The sequence below is a fragment of the Candidatus Culexmicrobium sp. genome (genome assembly GCF_058356305.1).
Map to the genome: position 1 here is coordinate 171,615 of NZ_JBTVBB010000012.1, position 18,242 is coordinate 189,856.

The 18,242-nt window shown below is 33.4% G+C and carries 20 protein-coding genes and 1 pseudogene; 12 read left to right on the top strand and 9 right to left on the bottom strand.

Going from position 1 to position 18,242, the window contains the following annotated elements; all coding sequences use genetic code 11:
• The first annotated feature begins 79 nt into the window (after nt 1-79).
• From ACW8TM_RS03245 to ACW8TM_RS03270, 6 genes are all read left to right on the top strand, one after another.
• On the top strand, nt 80-298 hold the full coding sequence (locus ACW8TM_RS03245) for a TRAM domain-containing protein (RefSeq protein ID WP_491531839.1): 219 nt from the start codon (nt 80-82) through the stop codon (nt 296-298).
• Nucleotides 299-370: 72 nt separating this feature from the next.
• The gene (locus ACW8TM_RS03250; RefSeq protein ID WP_491531840.1) at nt 371-2,128 is read left to right on the top strand and encodes an aldehyde ferredoxin oxidoreductase family protein; all 1,758 of its coding nucleotides are present in this window, start codon (nt 371-373) and stop codon (nt 2,126-2,128) included.
• Nucleotides 2,118-2,714 (top strand): class II aldolase/adducin family protein, encoded by a 597-nt coding sequence (locus ACW8TM_RS03255; protein WP_491531841.1) that lies wholly within the window; start codon nt 2,118-2,120, stop codon nt 2,712-2,714. The genes ACW8TM_RS03250 and ACW8TM_RS03255 overlap by 11 nt, the downstream gene beginning before the upstream one ends.
• Nucleotides 2,715-2,820: 106 nt before the next feature.
• Nucleotides 2,821-4,035: an FAD-dependent oxidoreductase gene (locus tag ACW8TM_RS03260; protein ID WP_491531842.1), complete on the top strand. Its 1,215-nt coding sequence runs from the start codon at nt 2,821-2,823 to the stop codon at nt 4,033-4,035.
• 172 nt (nt 4,036-4,207) lie between these two features.
• Complete coding sequence (locus tag ACW8TM_RS03265) at nt 4,208-5,473, top strand: metal-dependent hydrolase family protein (protein ID WP_491531843.1); 1,266 nt, start codon at nt 4,208-4,210, stop codon at nt 5,471-5,473.
• A gap of 170 nt (nt 5,474-5,643) precedes the next feature.
• A complete protein-coding gene (locus ACW8TM_RS03270; protein ID WP_491531844.1) occupies nt 5,644-6,399 on the top strand; it encodes a flavodoxin family protein in 756 nt (251 codons plus the stop codon).
• On the opposite strand, the gene ACW8TM_RS03275 is transcribed toward ACW8TM_RS03270, so the two are convergent.
• The gene (locus tag ACW8TM_RS03275; protein WP_491531845.1) at nt 6,396-7,250 is read right to left on the bottom strand and encodes an SDH family Clp fold serine proteinase; all 855 of its coding nucleotides are present in this window, start codon (nt 7,248-7,250) and stop codon (nt 6,396-6,398) included. The genes ACW8TM_RS03270 and ACW8TM_RS03275 overlap by 4 nt on opposite strands.
• A gap of 104 nt (nt 7,251-7,354) precedes the next feature.
• Here ACW8TM_RS03275 and ACW8TM_RS03280 point away from each other — a divergent pair, with 104 nt between their 5' ends.
• Nucleotides 7,355-8,413 (top strand): MBL fold metallo-hydrolase, encoded by a 1,059-nt coding sequence (locus ACW8TM_RS03280; protein ID WP_491531846.1) that lies wholly within the window; start codon nt 7,355-7,357, stop codon nt 8,411-8,413.
• Nucleotides 8,414-8,448: 35 nt separating this feature from the next.
• On the opposite strand, the gene ACW8TM_RS03285 is transcribed toward ACW8TM_RS03280, so the two are convergent.
• From ACW8TM_RS03285 to rbr, 3 genes are all read right to left on the bottom strand, one after another.
• A complete protein-coding gene (locus ACW8TM_RS03285; RefSeq protein WP_491531847.1) occupies nt 8,449-8,628 on the bottom strand; it encodes a DUF8462 domain-containing protein in 180 nt (59 codons plus the stop codon).
• 78 nt (nt 8,629-8,706) lie between these two features.
• On the bottom strand, nt 8,707-9,084 hold the full coding sequence (locus ACW8TM_RS03290) for a desulfoferrodoxin (RefSeq protein ID WP_491531878.1): 378 nt from the start codon (nt 9,082-9,084) through the stop codon (nt 8,707-8,709).
• Nucleotides 9,085-9,145: 61 nt separating this feature from the next.
• Nucleotides 9,146-9,730 (bottom strand): rubrerythrin, encoded by a 585-nt coding sequence (rbr, locus tag ACW8TM_RS03295; RefSeq protein WP_491531848.1) that lies wholly within the window; start codon nt 9,728-9,730, stop codon nt 9,146-9,148.
• Nucleotides 9,731-9,786: 56 nt separating this feature from the next.
• Here rbr and ACW8TM_RS03300 point away from each other — a divergent pair, with 56 nt between their 5' ends.
• The 3 genes from ACW8TM_RS03300 to ACW8TM_RS03310 all read left to right on the top strand — a co-directional run bounded on the left by ACW8TM_RS03300 (nt 9,787) and on the right by ACW8TM_RS03310 (nt 12,071).
• Nucleotides 9,787-10,209, top strand: a complete 423-nt coding sequence (locus tag ACW8TM_RS03300; RefSeq protein WP_491531879.1) for an Lrp/AsnC family transcriptional regulator — start codon at nt 9,787-9,789, stop codon at nt 10,207-10,209.
• A gap of 414 nt (nt 10,210-10,623) precedes the next feature.
• Nucleotides 10,624-11,829, top strand: coding sequence for an FprA family A-type flavoprotein (locus ACW8TM_RS03305; RefSeq protein ID WP_491531849.1), 1,206 nt, complete (start codon nt 10,624-10,626; stop codon nt 11,827-11,829).
• 80 nt (nt 11,830-11,909) lie between these two features.
• Nucleotides 11,910-12,071 carry a hypothetical protein gene (locus tag ACW8TM_RS03310; RefSeq protein WP_491531850.1) on the top strand — a complete coding sequence of 54 codons (162 nt, stop codon included), beginning with the start codon at nt 11,910-11,912 and terminating at the stop codon, nt 12,069-12,071.
• 57 nt (nt 12,072-12,128) lie between these two features.
• Here the strand turns inward: ACW8TM_RS03310 and ACW8TM_RS03315 are convergent, their stop codons facing one another.
• From ACW8TM_RS03315 to lysS, 5 genes and pseudogenes are all read right to left on the bottom strand, one after another.
• Nucleotides 12,129-13,277, bottom strand: coding sequence for an alanine racemase (locus ACW8TM_RS03315; protein WP_491531851.1), 1,149 nt, complete (start codon nt 13,275-13,277; stop codon nt 12,129-12,131).
• A 136-nt stretch (nt 13,278-13,413) separates the two neighbouring features.
• Nucleotides 13,414-13,491 (bottom strand): annotated as a pseudogene (locus ACW8TM_RS03320) (ABC transporter ATP-binding protein); the annotation flags it as partial.
• 81 nt (nt 13,492-13,572) lie between these two features.
• The gene (locus ACW8TM_RS03325; protein ID WP_491531880.1) at nt 13,573-14,220 is read right to left on the bottom strand and encodes an MBL fold metallo-hydrolase; all 648 of its coding nucleotides are present in this window, start codon (nt 14,218-14,220) and stop codon (nt 13,573-13,575) included.
• Between the two features lie 434 nt (nt 14,221-14,654).
• Nucleotides 14,655-15,128: a GNAT family N-acetyltransferase gene (locus tag ACW8TM_RS03330; protein WP_491531852.1), complete on the bottom strand. Its 474-nt coding sequence runs from the start codon at nt 15,126-15,128 to the stop codon at nt 14,655-14,657.
• 97 nt (nt 15,129-15,225) lie between these two features.
• Nucleotides 15,226-16,842 (bottom strand): lysine--tRNA ligase, encoded by a 1,617-nt coding sequence (gene lysS, locus ACW8TM_RS03335; protein WP_491531853.1) that lies wholly within the window; start codon nt 16,840-16,842, stop codon nt 15,226-15,228.
• 144 nt (nt 16,843-16,986) lie between these two features.
• Between lysS and ACW8TM_RS03340 the strand changes: the two genes are divergently transcribed.
• Together ACW8TM_RS03340 and ACW8TM_RS03345 are read left to right on the top strand one after the other, a co-directional pair.
• Entirely contained in the window at nt 16,987-17,502 is a 516-nt protein-coding gene (locus ACW8TM_RS03340; protein ID WP_491531854.1) for a hypothetical protein, read from the top strand.
• A gap of 197 nt (nt 17,503-17,699) precedes the next feature.
• A complete protein-coding gene (locus ACW8TM_RS03345; protein WP_491531855.1) occupies nt 17,700-18,119 on the top strand; it encodes a hypothetical protein in 420 nt (139 codons plus the stop codon).
• Nucleotides 18,120-18,242: the final 123 nt, after the last annotated feature.

Genomic DNA, 18,242 nt, shown 5'->3' on the forward strand with positions numbered 1-18,242 from the left:
ATGTTAAATGGCTGGTTGGTTGAGGCAATAATAATTCTTCTTCTAACCAGGATTGATTTAACGTAAAGGAGGGAAATAAATGTATAAACCGAGAAGAAGGCCTTTTTCAACTCGAAAACCTGTCGAATTAGGAAAGCAATACGATGTTGAAATTACTGAGACAAGTAAACGTGGAGAAGGATTAACTCGTATTCAAGGCTTTGTAATATTCGTTCCAGGAACAAAGCCTGGAGACCGTGTTAAGATAGAAATAACAAGCATTAGAAGTAGATTTGCAACTGCAAAGGTTGTAGAGTAAAGGTATAGCCTAGCAAGTTAATTAACATTATTACTTTAAAGTAATACTAAGAAATAAACATTGGGGATTACAATGTACGGATGGAAAGGTAGAATGTTGAAAGTAAACTTAACGAATAGAAAGCTGAAAGTAATAGAAATAAGGAAAGATACATTAATGAAATTTCTAGGCGGAAGGGGACTGGGAGCCTACATTTTATTTAAATTCATAAAGGCAAAAGTTAACCCATTTTCACATGAGAATCTAATCATATTCTCCACAGGTCCATTGACAGGAACATTAACACCATCAAGTGGCAGATGTACAGTTATAAGTAAATCACCATTAACTGGAACTATATTCGATTCCAATGCGGGAGGATACATTGGACCTGAAATAAAGCATACTGGATATGACATCATTATAATAGAGGGTGTAAGTGAAAAACCAGCTTTAATCATCATAGATAATGGAGAAATAAAATTCGAAAATGCTGAGGGTTTATGGGGATTAAAAACTTCAGAAACTATAAGTTCAATCAAGAGAGATTATGGAAAAGAATTTAAAATCGCATGTATAGGACCCGCAGGTGAAAATTTAGTTCTATACTCATGTATAGCTACATGTAGTGGAAATTTCTTTGGTAGAGGTGGACTAGGAGCAATAATGGGATCAAAAAAACTTAAAGCAATAGCAATTAGAGGAAATGAAGAAATCAAAGTATACAATAAAGAAGAACTGTTAAAACTAAGAGAAAAAGCAATAGAAAGATTAAGTATAAATCCTCTAACAGGAAAGGTTCTACCAAAATTTGGAACATCATTTCTGACAAATATAATTAACAACATAGAAGCATTACCCACAAAAAACTTCCAAAAGAAAAAATGGATGAGGGCAGAGAAATTCTCTGGAGATAAAGTCTGTAGCTATATCGTAAAGCATAAAGCCTGTATTTATTGTCCAATTGCATGTAAAATCATAACTAAAACTAATGAGACTGAAGTGTACGGCCCAGAATTTGAATCAATATGGTCTCTAGGAATAAACTGTCAGTTGGAAAAATTGGAGCACGTAATATATCTAAACGACCTATGCAACGAATATGGACTTGACACTATAAGTACAGGAGGAGTCATAGCATGCCTAATGGAATTAAGTGAAAAAGGAATAGTAAATGAGGAAATTGAATGGGGAGACTTTGAATCAATTAAAGAAATAATAAATAAGATAGTCAGGAGAGAAAGTATTGGTAAGATAGCTTCACTAGGTGTAGAAAAATTAGCTAAACATTTTAAAGCAGATAAATTGGCAATGACTGTTAAAGGATTAGAATTACCAGCTTATGACCCAAGAGAGCTTTATGGACAAGCACTAGCTTATGCAACTTCAAATAGAGGAGGATGCCACTTAAGAGCATATATGGTTTCCATGGAAGTTCTTGGACTACCCATACTAATAGACAGGAAAACAATGATTTTTAAACCAGATCTAGTAGCATTAAGCCAAGACTTTCAAACAGTAATAGACTCACTAATATTATGTAAGTTCATAATATTTGAATTAGACGATGAATTTATATCAAATATTTTAACAGCTGTGACAGGAGTCGAATTTGACAGAGGAAAAATCATGAAGATTGGAGAGAGAATATGGAATCTTGAGAGACTATTCAACATTAGAGAAGGCTTCACAAAAAGTGATGACAAACTTCCAATAAGATTAATGAACAAAGTACCATTAGAAGAAATGATTGAAAAATACTATGAAATTAGAGGATGGAATAAGGAAGGAAAACCTAAACTAGAGAAACTTAAGGAACTTCAATTAGAGTGGGTTAAACATGAAGCTTAAAGAAGAATGTTACAGGTTATTTCGACTATATGGCCGAAAACTTAGCGAAAAAGGCTATGTAGCAGGGCATGGAGGAAATATGAGCATTAAATCAGGATATAAAATGTATATAACTAGACATGGATGCACCCTTGAGGACATTAAACCTGAAGATGTAATAGAGGTTAATTTAAAAGAAATAACAAGCTTTGACGCAATTTCTTCAATAGAAACAATAGTACACAGGGAAGTTTATAATCAAACAAGAAATCTAGCTATAATACATGTCCATAGCCCCTATGCGATAGCAATTTCATTCTTTTATGATAAAGTTAAACCTATAGATATGGAAGCAAGTTATGTACTTAGATCAATACCAGTGATAGAGGGAAGAGCAGGATCAAAGAAATTAGCTGTAAATGTTGCATCAACACTAAAGAAGTATAAAGCAGTTATCGTAAGAGGGCATGGAACATTTACTGCAGCATCAACACTTGAAATAGCCTATAGACTAACATGCATGGTTGAGAAAAGTGCCCAACAAATATACCTAACTGAAGTATTGAAGAGGCTTGGATTAAAATTCATTAAACCCAAAGAAATTTAAATTAAACGAAGCAAAGCAGCCTAATAAAGTATAAAAGTCAAAAATGTAAGGGATTACATATATTATTTTGAAAATAACTCTATTTTGTTAGGTTAAGGTGATTTAAATGACTATTTATGATGTCATAATTATTGGTGCCGGACCAGCAGGACTATCAGCAGCAATATATGCAGCAAGAGCAGGACTAAAAACATTAGTATTAGAGAAAAAAGCACCTGGCGGCAAATTAGGTGAAATACCACATCTTGAAAATTTCCCTGGACTACTTGAACCAATTAATGGATTAGAATTAGCATATAAAATGTTTCAACAAGCACAAAAATTTGGAGCTAAAATAAAATATCCGGAAGCAGTAGTTGACCTAGAATTAAATGGTAAAATTAAGAAAGTTAAGACAAGAGAGGGAGAGTACTCTACAATTACTGTCATAATTACTACTGGACTAGAAAAAAGAAAGGCTCTAAAACCTGGAGAAGCAAAACTCATTGGAAAAGGAGTAAGCTATTGTGCAGTATGTGATGGCCCAATCTTCAAAGGTAAAAATGTAGCAGTAATTGGAAATGAAGAAAAAGCCCTTGAAGAAACATTATTCTTGTCAAGCATTGCCAATAAAGTATACTTAATAACCGATGAAGAAAAAATTGAAGCACCTGAAATATTAATCAAGAGATTAAAAGAAAATGAAAAAGTAGAAATTATAGATGCAAAGCTGATTGAAATAATTGGTGAAGAAAAAGTTTCAGCAATCAAAATTGAAGAAGATAAACAAGTACGAGAAATATTGGTTTCAGCGGTTTTCATAGCCAAAGGAGATGAACCAAAAACTGAAATATTTAAGAAGGCTGGATTAAATCTCAATAGAATTGGATTTATAAAGGTAAATTTAAATCAAGAAACCAATATTCCAGGAGTATATGCAGCAGGAGACTGTACAGGCAGAGGGTTACAAGTAGTTATAGCTGCTGGTGATGGAGCAGTTGCAGCATTAAATGCTAATAAATATGTTAAGTCAATTAAAGCTAAACTTAAAGAAGTAAAAAAAGAAAAAGGAGAACTATTCTATATTGAAATTGAAAACGGAAAAAGAGCATACCACCAATTTAAACTTGAGGAAGACACCATGTATATGATAAGCACATATACCCCACCAGAATATAGAGGATTAGGATTAGCATCAAAAATAGTTGAAGAAACAATAAAATATGCAAAGAAAATGAATGTAAAGAAAATAGTAGTCAAATGTAGCTATGTCGAAAAATGGATCAAGAAAAACCAAAACAAAGTAAGGGGATTCCAGGTAATATACGATCTAGGAGCATAATATTTTACCAGGAGTTATAGGAAGAATTTACCCGGTTAGAAAAGCTGTTAAACTGGATCCAGTAGTGGCTCTCAGACAAGAATGATAACATTATGACAAGTGATTACAATTTATTTTAAGAAATCATTAACCTTATATTCAGTAGGTTTATGAGTGATTGAAGGGGATTTATTTGTCATATTTAGCTCTTGTAAATGGATACATAATTGATGGTACTGGTAAACCGGCAGTGAAAAATGGAGGCATAATTGTCAAAAACGGAGTTATAATAGAAGTAGGAAGTATGGAGAATATTAAGATACCCAAGGAAGCAAAGGTAATTGATGTTAAAGGAAAAACAGTAATGCCTGGATTAATTGATGCACACGTGCATTTAACTGGGCTTAGAACAGGTGATTTTATTCGTGAACCATTATTAACACCATACGCTACTTTAGTTGCAAGAGCTATAAGAGATTTAAAGGCATTAATAAATGCAGGCTTCACTACCATGGGAGATGCAGGCAGTATTATTGCTCTTCAACTCAAAAGAGCTGAGGAAGAAGGAACAATTACTTCTCCTAGAATTGTAGCTGCAGGTCATACTTTATCTCAAACCTTTGGCCATGGTGATCAACATTTCCTACCAATAGAATACGTGGATGCAAGAACAACTAGAATGCCAACAGTATTTTCATCTCTCATCTGCGATGGAGTTGATGAATGTAGAAAGGCTGCTAGATATGCTTTACGTGCAGGCGCTGACTTCATTAAGATCATGGCTACAGGGGGAGTAATGTCAGAGAAAGACCGGCCTGAATATACTCAATTCACCCTAGAAGAAATTGAAGCCATAGTTGAAGAAGCAAAACATGCCCATAGATTTGTACATGCACATGCCCAAGGAGCAGAAGGCATAATAAATGCATTAAAAGCTGGAGTAAAAGTTATTGCACATGGTATTTTCATTGATGAAGAAGGAATGGAATTAGCCAAAAAGAAAAATGCAGTAATAGTTCCAACACTCTCAATAGTAGAACAAATATTGATGTATGGTAAAGAATTAGGTATACCTGAATGGGGGCTAAGGAAATCAAAGGAAGTACATGAAATCCATGTAGCAAATATAAAGAAAGCCTATGAAGCAGGAGTGAAAATTGCAACTGGAACAGACTTCATAGGAGGATTAAAGGCGTTTAAATATGGAGACAACTCTCTTGAACTTCAATTATTAGTAGAAAAAGTGGGAATGACACCTATGGATGCAATAATAGCCGCAACAAGAAATGCAGCTGAAGCAGTAGGGTTAGAAAGGAAAATTGGAACATTAGAGAAAGGTAAAGTAGCAGATGTCATAGTCGTAAATGGAAATCCACTAAAAGATATTAAAATACTAAGGAAAACGGAAAACATATTAATGGTAGTAAAGGAAGGAAAAATAATAAAAAGTTTAATTTAAAATAAATGCCACCATATCACCTCTATTTTTATTTAAACTTAACTTAACAGTATAGAAGACAAGACAAATAGTAAAGTTTAATTTTAAGCTTGAACATTATCTCCAAGACAAACACCCCCCAATAAAATAGGGCATTCATTTACCATTCAACTCTAATGGAGGAAGATTTTATGAAGACATACATTCTAGGTATAAATGGGTCGCCAAGAAAATATGGCAACACATTTAAATTGTTATCCATAGCCGTCAAAGCAGCAGAACAATATGGTGCATACACTGAAATAATCCACCTATACGATTATGAGATAAAGCCATGTATCGGATGTCTAAGTGACATACAAGAGGCATGTCAATATCCATGCGTAATAAATGACGATATGAAGATGATATATGATAAAATATTGAAAGCCAACGGCTTAATATTAGCTACTCCAGTATATTGGTATGCACCCTCATCTCAAATGAAAAACTTCATTGATAGAATAACAATTTTTGAAAATATGATATTCATCAATGGAAAATGTCTACTAGAAGGAAAAGTTGCTGGAATAATAGCAGTAGGAAATGATAGTGGCACCATCCAAGTAATTTCAAATTTATACGCAGTACTAAACAGCATGGGAGTAACTATTCCACCATGGGCACTAGCATACTACCATGAAAAAGGAGACGTGCTAAACAAGAAATCAGCAGTCCTAGACGCAGCAAACCTTGGAAGAAACATTGCAATAATGTGTAGAAATATTAAACCTAAAAAATGGTATGTTGATAAGGAATTTGAAAAAATACTAAGAGGAATTGTTGAACAAGTTAGATTTGAAGCTGAAGAAAACTATAAAATACAAAGTGAAAGTAGAAGTAAGGTTATTTCAAAGCTAATAATTAAAAAGAAGGCAAAATTGCTGGAGCAAAAAATTAAGGATTAAACCTCTCTTCTCTGTCTAGGTATGGGTGTGGTTGGATAGGGAATATATTCAACTCCTGGTCTACGGACCTGTGCCTGTGGATATAAGTCCATCAAATTATAAACTTCTTCAGGTACACCTATTTTTACTGGCAAACCCATTTTCAAGGCTTCTTCAGCTGTTATGGGATAGTCATGGGTCCATCTTCCCTCAGTAAGTATATTGGCAATTTCTCTAGCTTTCTCCTCGCCTAAATTATTTTTCAACAAGTTGACTACAATATTTTTTGTCTGTCTAATAGACTTCTCAGCTAAGTCTGCCAGTATTAAAGTTTCATCTGAAACATCTTTAACACCCTTCTCCCGCACAACTCTCAGAACAGATGGTGCAGGATAAGAGATGTTCCCCTTATTTAATTGTGGATCAAGAGGGCCCAGAACAGCGTTAGGATCCATCCAAATTTCATCAGCTGCAAGTGCAATTAAAGTCCCACCAGACATTGCATAATGGGGAATTATAACGATTTTCTTTGCTGGATGACGATTTAATGCATCTGCTATCTGTGAGGCAGCCAGTACCAAGCCACCTGGAGTATGAATTATCAATGCAATTGGCTTATTAGGAGGAGTTGTCCTGATAGCACGTAAAACAGCCTCTGAGTCTTCAATGTCAATATACCGGTAAATTGGTATATTGAAGAAACCTATTCGCTCTTGCCTATGAATCATTGTAATTATCCTGAAACCCAATTTACGTTCAAGTTGTCTAATCAAATTCAGTCTAGCCGCCCTAATGTTTCTAAGCTGAATTTGTGGCCAGAGCATCGTCACAAAAAGTAGAATCCAAAACATCAACCCAATAATGTCAATCAATTTATCACCTAAAATAAATCAATGAAATAGCTAAAATATAAGAGTTAACAGTAAAACATCAAATTAGCCTTAAATAAGTAAATATGAAAAAGAATGGTAGAGAAATGGCAAAATTTACCCTAATATGGTTTGACTCTCTAGGAGCAAAATCATCATGCACCCTAATAGAACATAAAGACATTAAAGTAATTATAGACCCGGGAGTAGCCATAATGCAACCATCATTTCCAGCACCATATCAACTTAAACTTAAATGGACAATTGAAGCTGAAAAGAAAATTAGGAAAAACATGAAAAAAGCAGACATAATCATTATAACTCACTATCATTACGATCACTTCATAGACTTTGAAAAAGAAATTTACTCTCAAAAAGTAATTCTAGCCAAAAACCCCAATGAATACATCAATGATTCACAAAGAAAACGAGCCCTAGAATTCTACAGTAAATTATTCATGGAACAAGGAGGAATTCATCTAAAAGACGTAATGCTAGAAGCAGAAATCAGAGATTATCCAAATCCACTAGTAAAGTTAAAAGAAGCTTTAAGCAGAAACTATGGTGACTATACTGAAAGAAAAAGAGAACTATTAAATAAAGGTTTAAAATGGTTTAAAAAAAGAACAGAAAAATGGGTTAAATGGAAGAGAATCCCAGAATATTATTTTAAGGAAAATAAAACTAAACTGATATTCACAGACAATAAATCAGTTGAATATAAAGGTTTAAAAATTAAATTTACAGAGCCACTATTTCATGGCATAGAATTTTCAAGAGTTGGATGGGTTGTAGGGGTAGTAATAGAAGCTGGAAAATTTAAACTTTTATACACATCAGATTTAAATGGACCAATAATAGAAGACTATGCTAAATGGATAATAAATGAAAAACCCAAAGTAATAATATTAGATGGGCCAATGACATATATGCTTGGATACATGCTTAATAAAATAAACCTTAAAAGAACAATAGAAAATGCAATAAAAATAATTGAAGAAGCAAATGCAAATGTAATAATATATGACCACCACTTACCAAGGGAGAGAAAATTTAAAGAACATACAAAGGAGGTTTGGAGAAAAGCAGAAAAAGAGGGGATAAAAGTTTTAACTGCAGCAGAATATCTTGGAAAAAAACCAGTAGTATTAATTAAATGGAAATAAAAGGGAGAGGAAGCTTAGAGTTTAAATTTATCTGCTTATGCTGGTGCATAGTAGCATCGCTTAGGAGAAATAACCTTACCCTTCTTCCTCAATGCACGTATAATTTTTGAAACTTCCTTGCTATCTAAACCTATCATCTTTGCAACATCGCCAGGTCTAACAGGCTTTCCAGCCTTCTTCATTGCATCAAGAACCATTTGTTCTTTATTTTCCATCTTCTACATCGCCCCTTATTAAATATCTCGAACTCATGGATATATATGCAAATCTCTTAAAACAAGTGGTAACGATACTCATATTTCAGCCTTCCACAATCCATGAAGGTTACAGTACTCTCTCACTTTGACCTTTCCAACCTTTATCTTGAATGTAGCTTCGGGTTTAACTCCAGGTTTGAGAAAATTTCTATAAACAGTGCCATTTACAATGATTTCAATCCACTCGATAAAATGATGCTCTTCCATGGGATGAGGTATTGATCCAACCTTAACCTTTAAACCTTCATCTATAACTTCCACTACTGGAACATGTTTTTCTCTACCAATATCATCAGTTTTCTCTTCAAGTAGCACCATCGGCTGATCACAGCATACAAGTTGTCCTGCTCCTTCATGCAAGACTTCAACAACATTTCCACAAATATTGCACTTATAAATTTTTAACGATTGAATAGACTCTATAATGTTTCCAATGACTGTCCTTGGATTATCCTTTTTATCCAATATTATCACCTTAATATTCTTCACATTTCAGCTGGAAATAGTGTTTTGAGTGGCCACATGATGGACAAATTTCAGGCGGCTCCTTCCCAAAGTGTATATATCCACACTCTCGGCAAACCCACCATACACTATCTTCCTTCTTAAAGACAGTTCCTGCTTCAACTTCCCTTAACAGTTTCTTGAATCTTTCTTCATGATGTTCCTCTGCTTTAGCAATAGCCTTCAATTTACTTGCAATTCCCGGGAAACCTTCCTTTTCAGCAATATTGGCAAACTCTGGATACATTTTAGTGTGTTCATAATTTTCTCCTGCAATTGCGGCCTTTAGGTTCTCAATGGTATTTCCAAGAATTGTTGGTGCAACTGCTTCTACTACAATTTCATCTAATTTTTCACCGCTTTCTTGTTTTAATTTGTTAATTAATTTGAAGAGGTTGTATGCATGTTCTTTTTCATTTTCAGCAGTAATTAAGAAGACTTCTGCGATCTGTTGGTATCCTTCCTTCTTTGCAATTTTTGCATAAAAGGTGTAGCGGTTTCTTGCTTGACTTTCGCCAATAAAAGCTTTAACTAAGTTTTTGATTGTTTCCTTCATATATTTAACCTCCAAGTTCCGTTAAAGTTATATATTTGTTTGAATTTATAAATCTTATGGTTCGAATTTCAGACATTGAAATATTGAAAATTCTACGACAAAATGCTAGAATACCATTTGTACAAATAGCAAAAATGTTAGGAGTAAGTGAAACAGCAATAAGAAAGAGAGTGAGAAAACTAGAGAGAAAAGGAATTATTAAAAAATACACTATTGAAATAGATTTAAGAAAAATTGGATTCGAAATAAATGCATTAATAGGAATTGATACAAAACCAGAATACTTACTATCAACCATAGAAAAACTGAAACAAATGGAAGAAGTTCAAAGCCTATATTCCTCAAGTGGAGACCATATGATAATGATTGAATGCTGGTTCAAAAACTCTGAAGAATTAACTAAATTTATTAAAAAGTTAAATTCAATGAAAGGAATCATGAAGATATGTCCAGCAATAATTTTAGAAAAAATAAAATAAACAACTGATTCAATAATTCTATATAAAACATAAGAAATATTATCATTAAAATCATCTCAATCTTTGGATAGGCAAATAAGTCTAAATAATCACCATCGTTATAGATTGGATTAAAAGAAATACAAGTCTTGATGTAATAACTCTATGGTATTAAAACTATGTGAGAAGAATATAATTGCATTCTATTAAGAAAAAGTAAAAAGAAGGGATGTAACATATTTGGATTTCCTATAAACCCTAAATGTAGGAGGCTCACCATAACTTCTTGACAATCTTACTAGAAGAACTATAAAAATTAAATTCTAAATCTTCATATATTCTATTTCAAAGTTTTAAATATTAAGACAAATATTCATCTTAATAGAAAGATAAAAGAAATTATTTTCAAATTAATGAATATTTGGGAGGAAAAGTATGAAAACATATATTGAAAAAGTCACAGAAAACCTCTATATCTTAAGAATTGATGACAACCAAGTAAAATTCTTTGAAGCATTATGGCATGTTCCTGAAGGAGTAACATATAATGCATATTTACTCGTAACCGATGAGAAAACAATATTATTTGATTCTTGGAAGCAAAAATACGCAAGCGAATTCATAGAGAAGTTAAGTGAAATAGTTAATCCTAAAGATATTGATTATATCATAATACATCACATGGAACAAGATCATAGCGGAGCAATACCAGAAATACTCAAATTAAATAACTTTAAAGCAGAAGTAAGAGGACATAGTCTAGCATTAGGGATGCTAGAAGCATTCTATCACATAAAACCGAAATTTAAAGCATTAAAGGATGGTGAAGAGATCATTATTGGAGATAAGAAACTCAAGTTCATTTATACTCCATGGCTTCATTGGCCAGACACATTCATGACATACATAGATGAAGATGGCATACTACTAACTGGAGATGCCTTTGGTAGTTATGGAATACCGCCAACCATATTTGATGATGATATTAAAGTTGTAAACAAAATATTACCCCTCGCACGAAAATACGTCATAAACATAGTTGGACGCCATAGAAGACACATAATAAAGAATATAGACAAGATTGTTAAACAAAAATTAAAAATCAATATAATAGCCCCACTACATGGATTAATTTGGAGAAAACATCTTGAAACTATAATAGATGCATATTTAAAATGGGCTAAAGGCGAGGGTGAAAAAGGAAAAATTGTAATAATTTACAGCTCAATGTATGGATGCGTAGAAGAAGCAGTATCAATAGCAATAGACGAGCTAAAGAAAAATAATTACCAACCATTAATCTTTAAATTCACAGATGAACATCAATCCTCCATAAGCGATTTACTTGGAGAAGTCATAGATGCAGAAGCATTAATAATTGCAACATCAACATATGACGCAGATGTATTCCCAACAATTCAATACATAGTTAACCTAATATCCAAGAAGGCTTCATCAAATAAACCAGTGCTTATACTGTCAGCCTATGGATGGGGTAGCATAGCTGGAAGAAAAATAGCTCAAACATTATCTGAAGCAGGCTTCAAAATAATTGAAAACATCGACTTTAAAGGGAAACCGAGAGGAGAAACATTAGAGAAAATAAGGGACGGAACAAGAAAACTTATCCAAGCAAAATAGAGTTAGAGAGACAGACTAAATGGCATTGGAAAACTCAATATTAAAATATGCTGAAAGACATTGAAAGATGAATTATATCCATGGTAATCTACAATAAACTCAGAAAATATCTACTTAACATTTTAGCAAATATACCAGCTACTGGTAAGAGAGAAGCAGCCCATCCAAGCCAACATAAAAGTAATATACTTAATTTTATCAATCCAATTGAATCTTATCCTTCACACCTTGAAAGTTTGTAGGATGTTACATTGTAGAATTACTTAAAGCATGATGCTCTAAAATTAACGAGAGAATTGCTATGAGTTTAACAATAGGCTATCTAAAATTATATCCTTTAGTCTAATTTCACCCTTGGCATCTATTGGAATAATCTTCTCAACATATTTACCTCTATGTCCTATTACAAAGTTAGCTCCATCATTAGTAAAGCATGAATGGTTTGGAATAACCCTAACTTTTTCACCAACACGAATACCCTTTTCCAGTGTGATATCTAACTTTGAAACCTCTTGAGAAACACTGATTAAGATAGCCTTAGGATACTCAACTAATTGACCATAACCTTGCAAATGTCCATGAACTCTTTTATCAAAAAATCTGCTTCCAGCATTAATTATTGCAATCCTCCCATCTGCATGCTCTGGAATTGAAGTAACAGTTACTAGTACTGTTAATGCACAATCCTCAATAGAGGTTGAACCATACACAAGTACCTGCATTCTGTCATAATAAATGTAGTTTCCAGGGAAAAGATGGGTATAAATAGGATTTCCAACATCAAATCTAAAGGTAGGTGTAGAACCAGCACCAATAATTTCAGGTTCAAAACCATATTTATTTAAAGATTTTAAGGCTAAATCCATTAGGTTAGCACTTTTAATAGCAATTTCCTTAACCTCACCTGGATTGCATGCTTCATAGGCATTTCCTTGATGAGTAACTAAACCTATAAACTGTAGATTAGAGTATTTCTTAAGCTTCTTAACAAATTCTCCAACTCTCTCAGGATTCACTCCTAATCTACCGTATCCAACATCAACCTTAACACAATATTCAAGTTTCAAATGACTCTCTCTTAAATATTCATTAATAAAGCTAGCTAAATTCAAGTTATCTAATCTAATTATAACCCTAACATCATTTTCAACTAGCTTAACTAAGCGGTTTAAACTTGTCTTATCAGCAATAGGATATGCAATCATAACATTCCTAGTTAAATTATGCTTAACTAATACTTCAGCTTCATAAACACTACTGCAAAGAAAACCGTTGGCACCAGCTTTAACCTGCAAGTTAGCTATATAAGATGACTTAGAAGTTTTAAACATTGGCCATAAGACCTTATTATTCATCCTAGCCAAGTTAGCTGCAGTTGAAATGTTTTTCTCCAACTTATCAAGGTTAACAAGAACCATTGGGGTTGGAAGCTCATAATAGCTGATCACAATATAACCTCCATAATTAAGTTTAGGAAAACTATTATAACCCTTTAGTTAAACATTTGAGAATATTAAGCTTATCTCATTAATTAAGGAAGCTATCACTAACATCCAACTACATCCTCAATAAATATCATCTGAATTAAACTTTAGCACTACCACTAGTTGATTTCAACTGGTCAGTTAACAATCTGATAATAGTTGTCTTACCAGCACCATTAGACCCAAGGAAACATTGTCAACAGCAGTCAATCCATTAAATTAATTTAAAGTTTTAATTTTAGAAGCGGAATTATCTTCACTAACTTGAAAAGCTTTGAATTAGAGCAAACAACTTCCTTCTACCATTCTTTAGAATAGGCTCACCATGACTTGGCAATAACATTTCAAAGTTAACTAATTCACATACACGCTTAATAGACTCTCTATTTTTACTTGGATCCAATGAGTATTCAACTGGAATTTCAGATAAGACATTGTTCTCATGAACTATTAAGTCACCTATAAACAAGGCCTTCTCCAATGGATGGTATAGACAGATACTTCCAAGTGTATGTCCCGGTGTATGAATAACTTTCAAACCATAAATTTCATCGCCATCCACTACTACTTCATCAACCTTAACCGGCTTAAATTCACGGCCCTTAGGAAGCTTTAATTCACCACTAATAAATGGGGCTTCATCTTTATGGGCGTAAACAATAGTCTCTAAAGTCTCCTTCAAATCAGCTAAACAGCCAGTATGGTCAAAGTGATAATGAGTAACAATAATTCCCCTGCAATTATTTAAATCGAAATCATTCTCCCTCAAATAGGAGATAATTCTATCAAGATTTTCAGGTAAGCCTGCATCGATTATCAAGTAGCCATTATCCACTACTACTACATAGATATTTGCAAGTGTATTATCAACCAGGTGAATGAAGTTACTTAACCTCAAAATAATCACCAAAATAATAGGAGATACCTAAACTAAATTAAACTATCTACTATTAGGCAAAATATTTAAAATAACATTCAAACTCTAATAACTATTAACTCTAAACACCATAATACATAAATGTCGAGGGTAAAACATGAAAAATGAGGGCATTAAGCTAAATTCAAAGATTCCTTCTTGGTCAACAAGAATTTCCTTAGTCCTATTAATAAAGAAATATGGTCATAATTATGGATTTCCAATAAAAGCTATTCCTTCTACCATAAACTAGAACTCATCTACCAGTATTTTTCTGTATTTCAATATCGCTAAATATATTTGATCTAATCAAGACAAGATTAGAATATAAGAACATTTATTTTATATTCTACATAGCAATGGAAAATACCATGTGAAAAGTGAAATTCATATTCATAAAAACTAAATTAATTGGAGCTTGAAATCTATTTTACACTCCTTACAAAAAGTAGGGCGTCAACATCCTTCTTGAAATACCTGGGAATATAACCTGTAATTTGAAAACCATTCTTCTTATAAAGTTCAATTAAATTTTTATCAACATCAGCAACCTTAGCATAAATAATTCTTGCACCCTTTTTCCTAGCCCAATCCAAGCATTTTTCAATCAACTTAGATTCAACTTGCCTGTTAAGCCAATCTCTTCTAACCTGTAAATGGTCAATGCATGTTACACCAAATAGGTCAAAGTAAAAGGCAATTGAAAAGCCAACAACATCTCTACCTGAAAGAGCAACAAAGAAGCCGTCAGGCTGCCTATTAGCCGCCTTAGATATAAAGTTTTTAATTTCATCTCTACTCAAAGTTCTTCCAAGAGGAATTTTATATTCAGCTAAAATGTCTTCAACATCCCTCCAAAAGCTCTCAGAATAATTAACAACTGTAATTTCCCAACTCATACTCAACCCTCTATAATATATGATAAAATCATTAGATAAGGCATAGCCGACAATAGTTTAATGAACAAGACCCCTAAATATAGCTTTCCTAATAAATTTAACTCTTCTTCAAAGCCCTCTCCAATGCTTGAATAACATTATCCTTACCCATAGCCATTATGTATGGGCCGAGTCTCGGCCCCCTTGGAGCGCCAAGCAAGATCATGTAAAGTTTCTTAAAGAAAACTGCATAATGTATATTATTTGCCCTCGCTATCTCAAAGATTGCATTCTGTATTTTATCAGCAGATGAAGCCTCACTTGACTTAAGGAAATCAATTAGCTGCTTAACCGCTAAAACTTCATCTTCAGACAGTTCAATTACAGTCTCCCTAATCTCCTCTCCAAAATCTCTAGCCCAATTAATCGCATAATCTATTCTCTGCTTTAAATCATCATTTAAACCCATATTCTTCGGTATGAAACGATAACGTTTCAACTTATCTAATACAAATTCATACTCCTTGCCCCTAGGAGCAACTTTAACTAGGTAAACTAGTAAATTATATGGAACATGAATTCTAGGCTTTCTTGGAGGCTTCATCAACCAGCAATACTTGTAAAGTCCAATTAACTTAGCCCTTTCCAATTCATCCTCCAGTATGATCTTACCAAAATAAATATCCTCAAGTCTGTCAAGCTCATCCATATACTTTGGAATATCAGTAACATCAAGCTTCCTTGTACCAACAAATCTCTTCAAAGTTAAGAGTAGAAGGGATTGTGGAGAACCATACCTAAACCAGACTTGAGGAGTAAAAACATTTCCAGCCGACTTAGAAATCTTCCTTCCACTCTTATCAAGAAACATCTCATAACGTGCATGCAATGGAGGATGATGATTAAGAATTTCCAAGCAAATTCTATCGTTAACTTTAACTGAATCAGCAATATCCTTACCATAAGCTTCAAATCTTATGTCAAGAGCCTTCCATCTAGCAGCAAATTCACCCTTCCAACTAAGCTTACCCTCACCTCTAGCATAGTTAGCTTCACCTCTAAATCCGCATCCCTCAAGCCATCTACCCTTAACCTCCATTCCCTCACAGACATAGAGAACCTTATTTTCCTTAGGAAGAAAATCGTAAACTCTAGTAGTATAAATTCGACCACATCTACTACAAACAGCAAAGTATGGTAGAACCTCAGTATACTTCTCCTGTCCAACCTCCTCCCTAATTATCTCTCCAACCCTCTTAGCATTAGCCAGAATAGTTTCAATCTCCTTAACCAGTAAACCCCTCCTATAAACTTCAGTTCCAGACATAAACTTATATTCAATCCCAGCCCTATCAAAAGCATCACATAAAAGAGAGCTCATATGCTCCCCAAAGCTATCATGACATTTAAATGGGTCAGGAATATCTGTGACTGGAAAACCAAGATACTTTTCAAGCCAAGATGGAAGGCCAGCTGGAACTTTACGTAATCCATCCTTATCATCAGCAAAGGCAATCAACTCAGAATTATAACCCATCTCTCTCAATGCAAGAGTAACAGCATAAGCTCTAGCACCATCAGCAAAGCTACCAATATGAGGAAAACCAGATGCACCAACACCCATCTCAGTTCTAATTAGATCTAGACTTCTACCAAGCTTCCTCTCACGTTCAACTATGAGGTAAGCCATTTTATCATACCATGTTCCATGACCAATAATTTTTCTCCCACTCATAATAACCACTCAAACCATACAATATACTAAGCCATTATAACTAAGCAGTCATCGACACAATAAAATATTTAATCACAAATAAAATTTTGGGTTCAACCAGAATAGTAATAAAATTTAACTTAAAACAATAAATAATAAATCGTAATGAAAAACATAAACCAACCATTAAAAATCAAATTAAAGGAAAATGAAAAAATAATTTGGAAGGGAAGAGAGAATCCATTAGGCTCAACAATTTTCATATTCCTCATAATATTCGGAGGATTTCTCATAATAGCAGGGCTAACTATGCTAAGTCAAGCACAAATAATAGCAATAATAGGCATAATATTAATCGGAATAGCAATACTATCAACTAGAAATTATAGCACCTACATTATAACCAATCAAAGACTAATAGAAGTAAAAGGAAAGAAGACTATAAATGAAGTAAACATAAAAGAAATAATAAAACCCATAGAAAAACCGGCTGAAAAAATAGTGAAAAACCTAATAAATCTAACCTACATTATAACAGGGCATACACTATCAATAGCAGAAATACTAGGAATAGGAACAATAAAAATAAGAAACAAACATGGACAAGTAATATTCACCCTAAAAAGAGTGAAAGTAAAAGAAGTTAAAAAAATACTAAGCATTTTAGAGAAACAAAAGTAAAATGACGATTATGATATATCAGAATAAATAAGCACGTAATAGAATCGAAATACTAGACTAATTGAAAATATATAGGGCGATGGAATAAATATAAATAGGAATGCCAATGGAACGAAGAATTGGATATCTAAAACCATTAAGATTACTATACAAAGGAAGAATTGGATACCTTAAACCCCTAAGACTGGTGAATAATATTGGGAGTAAGAGTAAAAATTAAGGTAATATATGGCGACAAATCCCTTATATCAAGCGCTCTCCTCAATACAGGATATGAAAGCGACTCTCCAGAAATACTCCTACCAGTCAAAGCGGCAAATGCATTAGGATTATGGCCAAACCTTCCTAGGAATGCGGAGATGGAGACATATATTTCAGCTTCAGGTCCAATGAGAGTCTACGTTATACCAAATATTGAAGTGGAACTTCTAATAGGAAATCGAGAAGCTAAACATGCAAAGTGCAAAGCAGTAATCTCCGAGTATACAGATGAAATTCTAGTAAATGATAAGTTGATAAGCGAACTTGACATAATTATTGAAGATCCAGGAAGAGGACTATGGAAATTGAGAGGAGAAGAAATAGCTAGAGAGTCAATAGAAAAAAGAAGATGGTAATAAGCTAAATTTAACTCTAATTTACCCTCAAATTGAAATAAATTATTCTAAAATAGGAAAATATTGCTAATAAAGACTTTTAACTATAATGAAGTAAATTTTGGCTGATGAATAGAATTGGTA

Coding starts and splice junctions, on each gene's coding strand:
- ACW8TM_RS03245 (WP_491531839.1), top strand. CDS start 80: ATGTATAAACCGAGAAGAAGGCCTTTTTCAACTCGAAAACCTGTCGAA.
- ACW8TM_RS03250 (WP_491531840.1), top strand. CDS start 371: ATGTACGGATGGAAAGGTAGAATGTTGAAAGTAAACTTAACGAATAGA.
- ACW8TM_RS03255 (WP_491531841.1), top strand. CDS start 2,118: ATGAAGCTTAAAGAAGAATGTTACAGGTTATTTCGACTATATGGCCGA.
- ACW8TM_RS03260 (WP_491531842.1), top strand. CDS start 2,821: ATGACTATTTATGATGTCATAATTATTGGTGCCGGACCAGCAGGACTA.
- ACW8TM_RS03270 (WP_491531844.1), top strand. CDS start 5,644: ATGAAGACATACATTCTAGGTATAAATGGGTCGCCAAGAAAATATGGC.
- ACW8TM_RS03280 (WP_491531846.1), top strand. CDS start 7,355: ATGGCAAAATTTACCCTAATATGGTTTGACTCTCTAGGAGCAAAATCA.
- ACW8TM_RS03285 (WP_491531847.1), bottom strand. CDS start 8,628: ATGGAAAATAAAGAACAAATGGTTCTTGATGCAATGAAGAAGGCTGGA.
- rbr (WP_491531848.1), bottom strand. CDS start 9,730: ATGAAGGAAACAATCAAAAACTTAGTTAAAGCTTTTATTGGCGAAAGT.
- ACW8TM_RS03300 (WP_491531879.1), top strand. CDS start 9,787: ATGGTTCGAATTTCAGACATTGAAATATTGAAAATTCTACGACAAAAT.
- ACW8TM_RS03305 (WP_491531849.1), top strand. CDS start 10,624: ATGAAAACATATATTGAAAAAGTCACAGAAAACCTCTATATCTTAAGA.
- ACW8TM_RS03310 (WP_491531850.1), top strand. CDS start 11,910: ATGGTAATCTACAATAAACTCAGAAAATATCTACTTAACATTTTAGCA.
- ACW8TM_RS03330 (WP_491531852.1), bottom strand. CDS start 15,128: ATGAGTTGGGAAATTACAGTTGTTAATTATTCTGAGAGCTTTTGGAGG.
- lysS (WP_491531853.1), bottom strand. CDS start 16,842: ATGAGTGGGAGAAAAATTATTGGTCATGGAACATGGTATGATAAAATG.
- ACW8TM_RS03340 (WP_491531854.1), top strand. CDS start 16,987: ATGAAAAACATAAACCAACCATTAAAAATCAAATTAAAGGAAAATGAA.